Raw genomic sequence first — 14,644 nt, 5'->3', positions numbered from 1 at the left:
CAGAAATATATTTATTCCAAGAAAGATATTTCATTAAGAAATATGGTGAAGCAGACTTATGCGGGGCACTTGAAAGAGCTGAAGCTCCTCGTTTTGCTGCTTACTTACGGCGTCATATGCTTCCCCGGTTACCATAAGTATTTAATCCTTCACCACGCACTCATATAGTGCACGGTTTCGGTTGTTTTGTAAGGATGGGAGCATTACAAAATGCCAAAACCATGCACTATGTTGTGCCGTCATTACCGCCGCCTGCGCCGTCCCGCTATGCAGCAGTCCGGTTATAGACCCTGTAACCGGTAGAAGCCTTCCACCGCGCGGGTCAGGTACGCCATGTCGTGAACGTGGCACATTTCGCGCGCCGAATGCATCGACAGCAGGCCCACACCCACATCCACGGTACGCATCCCCAACCGGGTGGCGGTGATAGGCCCGATGGTGGAACCGCACGGCATATTATTATTCGACACGAACTCCTGATACGGCACCCGTGCCGCCTTACATGCCGCCGCGAAAATACCGGCGCCCACCGAGTCTGTGGCGTACCGCTGGTTCGCGTTAATCTTCAGCAGCGGACCGGCACCGGGAACCGGCTGCACCACCGGGTCGTGGTGGCCCTGATAGTTCGGGTGCAGCAGGTGCCCCGCATCCGCCGACAGGCACACTGAGGAGGCGACAGAACGGCGGTACTGCTCCGTGTTCTCGCCGCGTGCCGCCGACAGCCTCACCAGCACATCTTCCAGGAACGGGCCAGCCGCGCCGCTGCGGGTTTCCGAGCCGACCTCCTCATGGTCGAACCCGGCGAGCATCACGGTGTGGGATGCGTGCTCGTCGGCGTTATCGGCCACATACCGCTCCAGCGCGCACAGCCCCGCGTGTACCGACGACAGGTTATCCAGTCGGCCGGAGGCAAAAAACTCGCCGTGCTGCCCAAACCGGCGCCCCGGCTGAGAATCGGCGGTCAGCAGGTCGTAGCCGACCACGGTGGCGGGGTCAACGTCGCCGCCCTCATCGACCGTGTGCCGCCCCAAGTATGCGAGCACATCGTTCTGCCCCGGGTCGATACCCCAAATCGGGTACAGGTTGAACTGTTTATCAAGAACCAGTTCGTTCCGTTTATGGTCCAGGTGCGGGGCCAGCTGGGGGATGCGCGCCAGCGGCGGCGTGCACACGTACCGGTCACGCAGGGTGCCGCCCTCGTGCACCGTCAGCCGCCCCGCCAAACGCAGCTCCCTGTCAAGGTACGAGTTCAGCAACCCCCCGCCGTAGTTCTCAACACCGATCTGGTGCCAGCCTTTAACCGTGAGCGAAGATTTCGGTTTAACTTTCAGCGCGGGCGAATCGGTGTGTGCACCCAGCACCCGGTAGCCGCTCGCCGCAGATGCCTGACGCCCGCCCGCCCACGCAATAATCGCGCCGTCACGCACCACAAAATGGCGCCCCGTCGCGGCGGAGTCGGGCCACGTCTCAGACTCGGTCAGTTCGGTAAACCCGGCCCCCTGCAGGCGCCGCGCCACGGTGCGCGCCGCCAGGTAAGAAACCGGCGAGTCCTCAACGAACTGTGCTAGGTCTTCGATGTTTTTCACTGCGTCTACACTCATGTTTTAAGCCTACCTTCACGCGAGAGTTTTGGGGTACTAAAAAGCCTCTTCACGCGAGGTAAAAGCAAGAAATGCTGCTTTACCCCACGTGAAGAGACTCTGACCGGAAACACCAGATGATGCGTGCGGTGCGCCCGCGTGGGCTCTCAACCCGCACCGGCACACCGCACCGTGAGCTTTTTTGGGGAGGTTACTTCCCCTGCTGCTTCGGCTGCTCCGGCGACTGGGGTGAGTTCCCCTGAAGGGCCTGGGCGGGCGAGATCTGCACGGGCGCGTGGCCCTGCTTCGGATCCTGCACAGTGAACGTAGCAGTGCGCAGGTAGCCGCGGTAGTGCGTGAACCAGCAGATGGCCGCCGTGTAGAGAAGCTCGGCGGCGAGCACCATCGCGAAATCGGTGGGGGTGCCGCTGCTCTGCATCTGAAGCGGGTCCGTGTTCGCGAATATACCCATCGCCATCGTTGTTATATTATTCATCACATGCATGCCGATAGCTGCCTCTAAGCCGCCCGTGTACCAGCAGAGGAACCCCGCGAGTACCGCCATAACCACTATTGAGGCTTGCCCCCACGGGTCGTAGTCGTGGGCAAGCATGAAGAGGGGGGCTGGGAGCAGGATCGCCCACGCCGGGTTCTTGAGCCACCGGCCGATGGTCTGCATCAGGTAGCCGCGGAATATCAGTTCCTCCGCGTAGCACTGCAATGGCACCAGAACAAGAAGCATCACCATGTTCAGCCAGAAGGCAATCTCGTGCGGTTGCTTGTGGTGGAAACCGATGGATGAGAAGCCATCCAGCATCAGTGTCAGCAGGGTGTACAGCCCATAGCAGAAGGCGCCCACCACCAGCGCCGTCAGCAGAAGCGACCAGCGGATCCGGCGCTGCACCGAGTGCACTAGGCCCCATGGACGGGGACCGAAAATCAGGCGTGCAACACGTATGGCGGGGAACATGAGAGCAACTGTACCGAATATGAAGAACATAGCCAGCGGATCATCCAGTACTTTGTCCCTTATGTAGGTTCCAAAGTCGGTTGTTTTATCCGCACGGATGATCAGTGAGATGCTCGTCATCACGGTAAACAGGGTAATCAGACCCACATAGATTGCCAGACCCACCAGGCCCTCCAGCAGGGGCGTGAACCAGCGGGACCGGCCGTCGGCAAAGGCCAACCGGTGGTACGGCAGGGTACGCTCAACAGAGGCCGACATATCGGAGGTGAGGCTGGGGTCGAGGTTATATACGGGCACCGCATACGAGCCGTGCGCCGGTGGGTTCTCGGGGTTCTTAGAGACCTGCTTAATAGCGTCCGTTAGCGGCGGCAGGGCAAGTAGCTGCGATACCGGCCGCGGATCATCCCCGGGGCTGACGGGGGCCGCCTGGAGGGGGCCCTGTTCACTGCCCGAATCCGAGGTGGTGCTCTCGGCGCGTTGAGCAGCGGTGTTGGAGCTGCTCCAGGGCACATCAGTAACCCCTGAGGTGGTCTCAGGGGCTGGGGAAGTAGCGGATGATTTAGGTGATTTTTGCCTCGTATCCTGCGGCCTCTGTTGGTTTGTGCCTGCGTGGTGGTTGTGCTCGGGGTGCCGTTTGGGCTCCGACGAATTAGTGCTCATAATATATGCCGCTCCTGCAACTTTTCGATGCTCACGCAACGTTGCGCCGTGGGGTTGTCTAAGTGACTGTTACAGGGTATTTTAGCGGTAAATATGACATAATTCTATGGTTACCGTATTTCTCTTGTTTAGATTGTGCGCGCCATCGCTTCCGGGTATGGGGGTGGCGCGGGCAGAAGGAAGGCTTCTCATGGCACTGATTTTTAATCCGCCGCCGAATTGGCCCAAACCCCCCAAAGGCTGGAAACCCACCCCCACTTGGCGCCCCGACCCCGCGTGGGGCCCAGTCCCGGCCGGGTGGCAGCTGTGGATTGAGGAGCCCACCGATTCCGCCGATTTCAACGACGAAGGCACGGCGTATGAGGAGCCCATGGATGAGCTTCCGGCACACGTTGGCGACGACTACACTCTAGCGGGTGACGACTCGGTTATTGCTCCCACCCCACAGGAACACGCGCAGCATAGTCCCGCAGCCCCCGCCACCGGCAGTTTTCCTATACAGGAGCAGGCGGGCACAGAGCGAACCGTCGATACCGCTGTATCTCATAACGCACCCGCACATTCCGCCCTCGAACACGACACGGTGACCGCGGAGAACAGTAACGGTACTGAACAGGGGCAAGAGCAGAAGCCGCGCACCACCTCTTTCGACCCGCTTAATGATGACTTCAGGATGGCGCAGGCCACCTCGCACCCCTCCCGTGCGGCTCATGCCGCACACTACGAGGCTGAGCGTGCCCGCCTGCAGCCAAACGGCCCGGCAAACACCACCGAGCCGCAGCCTGGCGGACACCCGCAGGTAGTGGAAGGGCAGTCAAACGGTTTTAACGGTGGGCAGGCTGTGGCGGGTATGCCCGAGAACATGCCCCAGCCGACTTCCCGCCGGGCCGCCCGCGAGCAGTTCATGGCTCAGCAGGCGGCGCAGGAGGCCGCCGAGCGTGAAGCTGCCGAGCGCGCAGCCGCCCAGCAGGCTGAGCAGAACACAGCTGATGCCAAGGACGAGCAGGCTAGCGCCGCTTCGGCAGCGCACACCCAGCCAGCTAGTGAGTCCACGAGCGGGCCGCAGGTGGCCGAGATCGCCGAGGACACGCCCCGGCACGCCCAGCCTGTTAGCGGCGAGCCTACCCTGCCGGAGCCCGCAGATTTTCAGCGTGAGAGCACTGCCGACTCCCCCGCCGCAGATGAGCTGGCGGAGTCGCAGGCCACCGCTGACGTTGAAGCGCACCGGGAAGCTGACACTCCCCCCAGCATCCCCGTTGGTGATGCAATAAAGAGCGAACTGCAGAAGGATGAGCCCGCTCAGGCTACTCCCGCAGCGGGTGCGGGCGAGCAGGAGGGCACCCATGCCGGTTCGCCCGAGCCGGTCGCCGCTGCCCCTGCATCACTCCCCGAGACCGAGGAAAACCAAACGGATACGGTTGATTCTGGTGATTCCCGGGCTGCGCGGCGTGCTGCACGGGACGAAGAGTACGCGCAATCCTCCACCGAAAAGGGTGCCGCTGAGCAGGTTTCCGCTGAACACATTTCTTCTGAGCAAACCTCCCCCAAGCAAGACACCCCCGCCGCCGAGACCCGCACCGGTGCCACCACAGCCGAAGAGCTGGAGCAGCCCGAACCCGTGAAGAACGCTCTGCGCCGGTTCGCGCAGGTGCGTGAGGCGCAGGAGATGAGTGCATCAAACGAGGGTGCACCCGGTGAGCACATCAGTATTGAGGTGAACGAAAACCTCGACACCCAGGGGCTCATTAAGATTCAGCCGAAGAAGAAACAGCCCAAAGACGACGCGAAACCCGCACAGAACACCCAGGGTGCCGCTGAGAACACCGCGCCGGCAGCTGAAGAAACCGGCGGTGCGGCACAGCACACCGCAAAACACGCCGCCACGAGCCCCGCCGCCGATGAGGTTCAGAAAGAGCAGGCAGACACGGGTGAGCGGCAGCAGCGGCAGGGGCCCACCCTCAGCGGTGCGGGCGCCGACGATATTATGCCTCTGCCCACCCCGCCTGAAGGTATTGCGGTGCAGGAGCAGAAGTCGGATGCGGCAACCCGCACCTCCGCCGATGACATTATGGGCGGTGACGAGCCTCCCAAGCGCCGCCGCAGGGCAGCCGAGGCGGCTGAGGACGATAACGCCCAACCGTTCGTGTATGAGGGTGAGCGGATGCTCGGCGCGAGCGTTGAGGCACCGGACATTACCACCGCCTCGTCGGTGGATACCGCAGCGAATATTCCCGCAGACGCGGCGACTATTGCGCTTTCGCCCCTCGACGATGATGAGCCGTTCGAGCCGAAGGAAACACCCTCGGTCCAGGATGCTGAAAGTACCGCGTCTGAGGATGAGGATGCGCTGCCTTCGCCGGTGAACTCGCCCCTGATTGAGTTCCACGACACCTCCGCCGCGGCCCAGCACACCGCCCAGGATGATGAGGCCCGCACCGAGGGTGATGAGCCCTCCACCGAGCAGCCGTCCCAGGTAAAGCCGCGGCACGCCGCGAAAGATACCGCAGAAGAGGCTGAGGGTGCGCCCCGTACGTCCCGCCGCGCTGAGGAATACAGCGTTAAAGACCACAGCGTTGAGGCACGCGGTACCGAAAACACCGGCACCGAAACCGATGGTGCCCAAGAATATGGTGCCCAGGAGTATGGTGTCGAGGCTCGTGACGCTAAAGCTCACGATGCTGGGAAACACCAGCAGGAGGCCGTGTCTCACACCCCCGAACCTGAACCGGGACCCCAGCAGGAGCCTTACGGGCTAACTGACGCTGCGCAGCAGACATCGGGCGCGGATGAGGCCGCTAAACCGGCCTCTATTCTGCCCGCAGCGACCTTCCCCGAGGGTACCGGTGCGGCACAGTCGCATGTGGCAGCTAGCGAAACCGGCAAGCAGCCATACACGGCGGACCCTTCGGGGTACGGGCTCTCAGAAGAGCCCACCGACCAGCCCGCGGCACCGGCTGCTGCACCCGCAGCATCCGCTGGGGCAGGTTCCGATCAGGCCCCTGAGGCCGCAGCACCGGCTGTTCCTCCGATCCTGCCGGAGCCGATTAACCCCGAGCTGGCGGATCACACCTCGCAGATTCCGCTGCCAAACCAGCAGAGTGCCGCTCCCGTGAATTCCGCGAACCAGGGCGGCGCATCAGCGCAGGGCGCCTCGTACGGCACCGACCCCGGCGCGGTGCAGTCACCCGGCTACGGGCAGGATGGTGCGCAGAACTACGGCCAGGATTACGGTGTCTCCGGCTACGGTCAGGACGCCGCCCAGGGGTACGGACAGGATACGGCAGGCACCGGCTACGGGTATGACCCGCAAAGCCAACCCGGTGCCCAGCCGGAGAACCCGCAGGCGGGGCAGGCCCAGGCAGGCCAGCAGCCCCCAGCCGATCAGTCCCAGCCGAGCCAGACGCAAGGTACCGGACTGACAGCCCGCGACGTGCAGGCCACCCCGGCTGACGGTACGCAGGGCAACGCCAGCGGCCCGGTCGCGAACGCGCCAGCACCCGGCACCGTGACCCCCGCATCGTTCGCGGCTGAGAATGCCCGAAACACCCAGAATAACGCGCAGTTTAACCCCGCAAACGCTGCCGCACCTGCGGCGGCTGCGGCTGGTGGCACGGCAGCCAAGAAAGCCTCCGGAGGGGCAGCCGGGGCCGTAAATACGCTGCGTGAAAAACTCACCGCAAATAACGGGAACCAGAACTTCTTCTCCACCCCGCTGGGTTTGGCGAGTATCGCGGGCGTTATTCTGCTGGTGGTGCTGCTGATCCTGGCGCTGGTGCTGTTCATACCGCGCGGTAGCGACAATACGAACAACGCGGAGCCTGCCGCAAGCAGTTCCAGCAGCTCCTCGTCCGCGAGCAGCAGCTCATCCTCCGATTCGGATGACTCCACCGAACTGAAGAAGCCCTCGGGCGACTTTAAGGAGTACACGGGTGAGGGTAAGAAGACCATCGACATCGAAAAGCCCAACGGCAACGACTCGAAGGCGCTGGTCTACTACGAGTTCACTCCCGCGTCCGTGCCCGCAAACGAGAATAACCGGGGTGTGCTGAACGTGGCGGGTAAAACCGACAAAGACCAGTCCAGTGGTTTTGAGGTGCGTGATTCCGGCAGCGTGAGCTCCACGATCACCGGCTCCGCCTGGATGGACACCACCAGCAAAACCACCCGCAAGCTGCAGATTGAGGGCGAAGGCAAGTGGACGGTGCGCGTGTACGATGCCTCCTCCGCACCGAAGTACGGCAAAGGTGAGAGCATTGAGGGCCGGGCACGTAACTACGCCTTCACCTACACCGGCGGCACCAGCTCGTTTGAGGTGAACAGCGAAAGCACCGACAATAACGGCTACTACCACTTCAGGCTGGATGCGGTCGGTAAAGGCTCGGTGATTGGCACCAGCATGGCTTCGTCGAAGAGCACCACCGAGTGGGAAGACAGCAGCAGCGAGGTGTACATGTTCGTTGAGGCGCCCTACGCCCGGTGGCGCATGAACACCAAGTAGCCCGCACCCGGTCGCCTCACCGGAAGGTGCCCTGATTACTAAGGCCCGTCGTGATGCACGACGGGCCTTAGCTGTGCCCTCTTGGGCGCGGGCGTGTGGAGGGCTACGGTGCGGGGCGTTCGGGCGCACGGAACCGGCCCGAGTCCACCCGCGCATCAATTGCTGCCCGGTGCGCCCAATAGGTGAGGAACACCAACACCACCACCAGGTACATGGCGGCGTACGGGGCTGAACTGGCCACCAGCCCGGCGCCGCCCTGCGGCAGGTAGATCATCTCGTGCGAAGAGTACTTGGGGGAGAACAGCACCGCCAGCCAGAACGGGGAAATATACATGCCCACCAGTGCGATCACGCTCGCGAACGCACTCAGCACGTACACTACCGGGCGTGCCGCAGGCATAATAAGCGGGAAAATCTCCAGGCACAACGCAACCAGCAGAACCGGGTACCAGGTGTTGTGGTGCGACCAGCTAATCGGGGAGATCTGGAGCATTAAAAACGCGTTCAACGCCACCTGGGAAAACACCATGTTCGCGCGGATGAACAGGCGCATCAGGGCGGCGGTGGCCACCAGCAGGAATAGGGACAGCGCCACCACCAGCACCGTGGCGATAGGCTCAGGCACGCCCTGGTGCGCGAAGATACCGGTCAGAGACACGTTATCGTAGAACGCGGTCACCCCAATGCGGGAGGTGTTACGCACCGCCACACCCCAGTAGTAGGCGGCCTCACCCGGCACCGCCAAAAACCCGAGGGCGATGGTGCCCACGAAACCACCCGCCACGGAGGCAACACCGCGCCAGTCTTTGCGCATCAGCAGAATAAGCCCGAACGCGAGCGGGGTGAGCTTAATACCGCCAGCAATACCGATCAGCACCCCGCGGGGGATGCGCGTGGCCGGGCGCAGGAAGTCAGCCAGCACCAGCAGCAGAATGACCGCGTTAATCTGCCCAAAGTGGGTGGTTAGCCGCCACGGTCCGCTCGCCCAGATCAGCAGCGCCAGTGTTGAGGCACACCCGGCGGTTCCCAGGTGTTCGTACAGGGGGATGCGCACCCCGCGCCTGCTCACGTACTTGGTGATGACCCACCCCAGCCACCAGGCGATACCGGCGGTGATGAGCATCATCAGGGCCATCCCGACTTCTTTGGGCATGAGCGCGAACGGCACAAAGAGCAGCGCGGCGAACGGCGGGTAGGTGAACGGGTAGTTGTCGAGGCTCACCTCGTACAGCCCGGGCCCGCCGGGCCCATCAGTGATGGTTTCGGCCCCTAGACGGTAAATGTACAGGTCGTTGCCGCCGTCGTTAATGACGTACTGCACCATGTAGATGACCGTGAGCACGAACAGGGCATGCGGAATAAGCGCTGCGGGGTGTTTTTTCAACGGCTACCCCTTTTTGGCCTCGGGTGCCGCACCGGGGGGCGGGGCGATAAACAGGTCGTCTTCGTCTGCGGTGCGCACGGCGGGTGTTAGGGCCGCCACCGCCCAGGTGATCATGACCAGGTACAGGCACAGGATCGGCACGGTGGAGAACAGCAGGGCGTGCTGGTAGATATTGTCGAGGTCGCTGAAGCTGCCCCACAGGGAGGCACCCAGCCACATGGGCGAAATGTACAGGCCGATGAGGGCCACCCAGGTGAGGATGCGCGCCGCCCGGTTGGCCCAGGCGGGCAGGTGCGCGTAGAACCGGGGGAACGCATCAACGATGAGCGCCATGAGGATCAGGGGGAACATGACGTTGTGGTGCGACCAGCTGATGGGTGAGATGCTGACCATCAGGAACCCGCCGACCGCCACCTGCGAGAGTACAAGTTTACGGCGATTCAGCTGGTGCAGCAGCGCGGCGAAGAGGACGATGGTAGCGAGCACCAGCCCGTAGTATGCGGGCTTCAGCAGCGGGTCACGCAACCCCAGGTGCATGAGCCAGCCCTGGATGGAGATATTGTCAAGGAAGTTAATGTTGCCCACGCGGGAGGGGTCCGAGACGGCGCTTGTCCAGAAGGTGAGGGCCTCATGGGGCAGGAAGATGAACCCGATAATGACAGTCGCCGCGAAGGAGGCGCCGAGGGTGAAAATACCGCGCCAGTCTTTGCGCATCAGCAGGATAAGCCCGAACGCGAGCGGGGTGAGCTTAATACCGCCAGCAATACCGATCAGCGCCCCGCGGGGGATACGCTTGGCTGGGCGCAGGAAGTCAGCCAGCACCAGGATGAGGATAATGGGGTTCACCTGCACCAGCGCAAGCCCGCGCCGCCACGGCCCGGAGAGGATGATGATGAAGGTGAGCACGGCAATAGTACCGTATCTGCCGAGCTTGTCCTGGAAGGGGATGTGGTAGCCGCGGCTGGTGGCGTAGTCGTAGATGAGGGTGGCCATCCACCAGGCCACACCAATGCTGATGGTGTACATGATGCCCACGCCCACCCCGAACGGCAGGAACGCGAACGGCACAAAAAGCAACGCGGCGAACGGCGGGTAGGTGAAGGGCAGTTTAAGCGCGCCGTAGTCGAGCAGGTCACGGGCGTAGAGGTCTTTGTGCATGCCTTCGTTGTCGAAGATGGTCATGGCCCCGAGCCGGTAGACGTTAAAGTCCAGGCCGCCGGTGAATTCGATGTAGATGAGCCAGCCGACGACGGTCAGGGCGAGTGCCGCGAGCGCTATTTTGCCTGCCACGGTGGTGTTTGGCGTGGGGTTTTGCACGGGTGGCGCTGTGGTCATGGTGGGTCTTTCTGCTCGGGGGTGTTTCGCGTGGTGTCGGTTGTGGCCCGCCGGGCGCGGCGGTTGTGGCTGGTTTTCTGTTGCCTGTTTGTCCCAGTCTATCGTGTGGGCGTGTGGGCGTGGGTGTTCCCCGGTGGTGCGGGGGTCTTGTGGTGGGGCTCTGCCCTGCTGCTGGGCGGGGTGCGGCTGGTTGCGGCGAGGGTGTGTGCAGCGGCGGGGCGGCAGGGGCCTGTTAGTCCGTGTCTGTGGTGGGCTTGTCTGATTTTTTTGTGGTGGCTATGAGGCGGTTGCCGCGGCGTACGGGTGCTTTGCGGTTGAGCCCGGCGCGCATCCCGGTGCGGGTGGTTTTTTGGGAATCGGCAGGTTTTGCCGCAGCGGGTTTTGCGGTGTTGGGGTCGTCGTGGCCGCCCGCTGCGGTGTTGTCCGTGTCTTCCTCGGTGGGGCGGGTCGCCGTGCTGTTGCTGTCTAGTGCGGTTTCGTCCGGGTCGTGCTCGCCCGTGCTGTCGTGTTCTTGTTCCGCTGCGGGACTGTCAGTTTCGGGGGTGTCGTTGCCGTCGGCGGAAGCCTTGGCGCGTTTGGGGGTATCGGCGATGCGCGCAGCCACCTCAAGCGCGAGCGCGGCCAGGGCCACATAGTACACGATGATGGAGGGGTATAGTGCGGCGATTTTCTGGCTTGACCCGACGAAGGTGAGGGCCGAAATGACCAGCTCGATCGCCATCACCAGTGTGAGTTTCGCTGATCCTCCGGGGTTTTTGAGCATCAGGTACAGCGCCATGAGGGTGAAGAGGACGGGGAAGAAAATCTGCCCTGCCACCGCCATGGCGTCTTGGTCGTAGGAGTAGATTGTGATCGCCTGCATGATGGCTGCGAGTGCGGCAAAGGGGGCGAGGGACAGGTACTTCATAGGGGCTATTCTACCGTTCCTCTACGTCATGTAGCACAGGTCACCGACACTAAAATTCGTATAGGTGGCGCAATATAATGGGGGTAATTGGACACAGCGAATGAAAGAGCGGTAGCGTGAGCGAGAAACTCAACGGGCCTTCCGCCGACGAGCCTGAACGCGGCGGTGCACAGGGTAAGAACACCCACTATGACGATTCCCAGCGTGCGGGGTCTGCGGGCGCTGGCGCTGCTGGTGCGGACGGTCGGGGTGCGGCCGGGCCTAAGCCGGGGTCTGCGCCTTTGGGTTCTTCCGGCAGCAGCGGGCTGCAGATCGGCGCCCGCCCGGAGGGTGTCCCTGGTGCGAATCTGACGGCTGAGGAGATCGCGCGGCGCGCATCGGGGCGCGGCACGTGGCACCGGCGTGCTTCTAAACCTGTGTCATACTGGATGTTCGGGATTATTGCCGCCCTGCTGGCGCACCGGTTTATTCCTAATGGCGGCTGGCTGATCGTGCACATGGTCACCCTGGGCTTGATTACGAACTCTATCCTGATTTGGAGTCAGCATTTCACTGAAGCGCTGATGAAAATCAAAATCCCGGATGAGGCGCGCGGGGTGCAGGTCACGCGTATTTTCACGCTTAACGCTGGCATCGTGGTGCTCATGCTGGGCATGGTGTTTCAGGAGCAGCTGCCGACGCTGTACATACTCACGCTGGCCGGGGCGAGCGTGGTGGGGGCGATGGTCACCTGGCACGGTGTTGCACTGCTGAAGCAGGTGAAGCAGGCGCTGCCGTCCCGGTTTGGTGCAACTATCCGCTTCTATATTGCGGCCGCGTTCATGCTGCCGTTCGGCGCGGCCTTGGGGGCGATGACTGCGTTCCCGGGCCTTGAGAAAACTCTTCACGCCCAGTTTTTGCTTGCTCACGAGGCGGTGAACGTGCTCGGGTTTGTGGGTGTGACCGTGGTCGGCACTCTCATTACGTTCTGGCCGACGATGCTGCGCACCAAAATGGTGGAGAACGCCCTGGGTATTAGTGTGCGGGCGCTGCAGCTAATGATCGCGGGTGTGCTGGTGACGGCGCTCAGCGCGATTTTTGGGGGCGTACCGGGGGCGCGATTTGCCGCCGGGGCGGGCCTGCTCGTCTACTGTGCGGGTCTGCTGATGGTGGCGGTGGTTATGGTGCGCACTATGCGCACGAAACGGCCCAGCGAGTTCCCTCCCATGTCGGTGGGGGCGGGGTTCATCTGGCTGGTGCTGGGGGTGCTCGCCACCGCGTTCATGGTGCTCAGCACCCCGTTCGCTGAGCTTGATATGCGCGCCGTCACCCCCGTGTTTGTGGCGGGGTTCCTGCTGCAGGTGCTGCTGGGGGCTATGAGCTACCTGCTGCCGCAGCGTATGGGCGGCGGCCCGGCGGTGGTACGCGCCTCCAATAAGGAGTTCAGCCGGTTCGCGGCCGCGCGCGTGACAGTGGTTAACCTGAGCCTGATTGTTTTTATGCTTCCGACTACGCTCACCGGTTCGTGGGTGAAGGTTACGGTCTCGGCGATGGGGGCGCTGGGGTTGGCGTCGTTCCTGCCGTGTATGGTGCGCGGGGTGAAGGCGTCGGTGAATACCCGCAAAGAGATGATGGCTGCACGCGCCCGCGGTGAGAAGCCCTCTTTCGACGGGTCTGGGATTCAGCCTGAGCCGGTGAACCACACCCGGCATTCCCTGTTCGGGGTGCTGGCGGTGGTGCTGGCGCTGACCCTGGGTATTGCGGTGGATCCGAGCTCGGTGGGCTTTAACCTTATGGGCGGCTCAACCGCGACCGGCACAGGGCAGACCACCACGGTGAAGGTGAAGGCCACCTCAAACTACCGTTTCACCCCGGATACTGCGCAGGTGCCGGTGGGTAACCGCCTGGTGGTTGAGGTGACGAACGAGGATCAGGGCATGACCCACGATTTGACGTTCAATAACGGCGCTAAGACCGGCACGATTAACCCGGGTGAGACGAAAAGCGTGGATGTTGGCGTGATCACTGCCGACTCTGAGGGCTGGTGCTCTGTTGCCGGGCACCGGCAGCAGGGCATGCTGTTCCATGTGAAAGCCACCGGCTCTAACCTGCAGGCGAATGGGCACCACGGGGGCGGCGCCTCCGGCGGTGGCGCGGGGTCGAACGGTTCGGGGTCGAACGTGATGACGGCCCAGAACGGGAACGTTGATTTGCACGCTTCCCCCGGGGAGGGCTATGAGCGGCGTGACCCGGTGCTGCAGCCCGTACCTGCGGGTGAGAAGCGTGACGGGAAGACCGTGCACAAAATAACTATGGACGTGCAGGAGCTTAACCGCGAAGTCGCCCCCGGGGTGGACGTGAAGGCGTGGACGTTCAACGGCTCATATATGGGCCCGATTCTGCACGGCAAACTGGGTGACGTTTTTGAGATTACCCTTGAAAATAACGGGTCGATGGGGCATTCGCTTGATTTCCACGCGGGCATGGTCTCCCCCGATAATACGATGAAAACCATCGCCCCGGGTGAGAAACTGGTGTACCGTTTTGAGGCGACCGGCACCGGCATCTGGCTGTACCACTGCTCGACTACGCCCATGAGCCTGCACATGGCCTCGGGCATGTACGGGGCGGTGGTGATCGACCCGCAGGATATGGACCCGGTGGACCACGAGTATGTGCTGGTGCAGAACGAGACGTACCTGAGCGACACGGGCCAGACTGCGGAGAACGGCAATAAGCTCACTGAGGTTTCGTCCGAGGGCATCGCGGCGGGCACCCCCACGTTCACCATGTTTAACGGGCACGCCACCCAGTACATCAACCAGCCGTTGGAGGCAAAGAAGGGTGAGCGGGTGCGTATCTGGCTGATGGCGGCGGGGCCGTCAAAGGGCATGAGCTTCCACGTGGTCGGTTCGCAGTTCGACACGGTGTATAAAGAGGGCGGCTACCTGCTGCGGCGCGGTAAAGACCCGTACGGGGTTACCGGCGGGCATTCGCAGGCGCTCGATCTTGACTCGGCGCAGGGCGGGTTCGTTGAGATGCAGTTCCGCGAACCCGGCACCTACACGTTCGTGAATCACCGGTTCGCCGAGATGGAACGCGGTGCGATGGGCAAGATTAAGGTAACAGACAAGTAGCCTCTCCCCTGCCGCCGCCCCTATAACAGGGGGTGGCGGGGCGCCCCCGTTCGTATGTGACTTCTACGTGAGGACGAAGTTTTTGGCCCACGTGAAATCTCCCGAGGCGCTCTGCCTACTCCGAAACTCCGGCCCGAACTCAGGACCCCCAGCAGGACAATACTCTTTCCCGTACCCACCATGAGCTAACCCCG

General features: G+C 62.6%; 7 protein-coding genes. 2 read left to right on the top strand and 5 right to left on the bottom strand.

Going from position 1 to position 14,644, the window contains the following annotated elements:
- Positions 1–281: 281 nt before the first annotated feature.
- Both D8M41_RS07760 and D8M41_RS07755 read right to left on the bottom strand, forming a co-directional pair.
- Entirely contained in the window at positions 282–1,601 is a 1,320-nt protein-coding gene (locus tag D8M41_RS07760; protein WP_094758792.1) for a M18 family aminopeptidase, read from the bottom strand.
- 190 nt (positions 1,602–1,791) lie between these two features.
- Entirely contained in the window at positions 1,792–3,210 is a 1,419-nt protein-coding gene (locus D8M41_RS07755) for a CPBP family intramembrane glutamic endopeptidase (RefSeq protein ID WP_126926757.1), read from the bottom strand.
- 190 nt (positions 3,211–3,400) lie between these two features.
- On the opposite strand from D8M41_RS07755, the gene D8M41_RS07750 reads away from it, so the two are divergent.
- Entirely contained in the window at positions 3,401–7,708 is a 4,308-nt protein-coding gene (locus D8M41_RS07750; protein ID WP_126926756.1) for a hypothetical protein, read from the top strand.
- 103 nt (positions 7,709–7,811) lie between these two features.
- On the opposite strand, the gene D8M41_RS07745 is transcribed toward D8M41_RS07750, so the two are convergent.
- From D8M41_RS07745 to D8M41_RS07735, 3 genes are all read right to left on the bottom strand, one after another.
- Positions 7,812–9,092, bottom strand: coding sequence for a glycosyltransferase family 87 protein (locus tag D8M41_RS07745; protein WP_126926755.1), 1,281 nt, complete (start codon positions 9,090–9,092; stop codon positions 7,812–7,814).
- Between the two features lie 3 nt (positions 9,093–9,095).
- Positions 9,096–10,427, bottom strand: coding sequence for a glycosyltransferase 87 family protein (locus D8M41_RS07740; protein WP_126854647.1), 1,332 nt, complete (start codon positions 10,425–10,427; stop codon positions 9,096–9,098).
- A gap of 232 nt (positions 10,428–10,659) precedes the next feature.
- Positions 10,660–11,334, bottom strand: a complete 675-nt coding sequence (locus D8M41_RS07735) for a hypothetical protein (protein WP_126926754.1) — start codon at positions 11,332–11,334, stop codon at positions 10,660–10,662.
- Positions 11,335–11,450: 116 nt separating this feature from the next.
- Between D8M41_RS07735 and D8M41_RS07730 the strand changes: the two genes are divergently transcribed.
- Positions 11,451–14,450: a multicopper oxidase domain-containing protein gene (locus tag D8M41_RS07730; protein ID WP_126926753.1), complete on the top strand. Its 3,000-nt coding sequence runs from the start codon at positions 11,451–11,453 to the stop codon at positions 14,448–14,450.
- Positions 14,451–14,644: the final 194 nt, after the last annotated feature.

Source organism: Rothia sp. HSID18069, assembly GCF_003989155.1.
GTDB classification, from domain to species: domain Bacteria; phylum Actinomycetota; class Actinomycetes; order Actinomycetales; family Micrococcaceae; genus Rothia; species Rothia aeria.
Note: the sequence above shows the minus strand (reverse complement) of the source record. Positions and strands in the feature narration are given on the sequence as shown.

What these genes read in the sequence shown, in the direction of transcription:
- D8M41_RS07760 (WP_094758792.1), bottom strand. Translation starts at nt 1,601, where the DNA reads ATGAGTGTAGACGCAGTGAAAAACATCGAAGACCTAGCACAGTTCGTT.
- D8M41_RS07755 (WP_126926757.1), bottom strand. Translation starts at nt 3,210, where the DNA reads ATGAGCACTAATTCGTCGGAGCCCAAACGGCACCCCGAGCACAACCAC.
- D8M41_RS07750 (WP_126926756.1), top strand. Translation starts at nt 3,401, where the DNA reads ATGGCACTGATTTTTAATCCGCCGCCGAATTGGCCCAAACCCCCCAAA.
- D8M41_RS07740 (WP_126854647.1), bottom strand. Translation starts at nt 10,427, where the DNA reads ATGACCACAGCGCCACCCGTGCAAAACCCCACGCCAAACACCACCGTG.
- D8M41_RS07735 (WP_126926754.1), bottom strand. Translation starts at nt 11,334, where the DNA reads ATGAAGTACCTGTCCCTCGCCCCCTTTGCCGCACTCGCAGCCATCATG.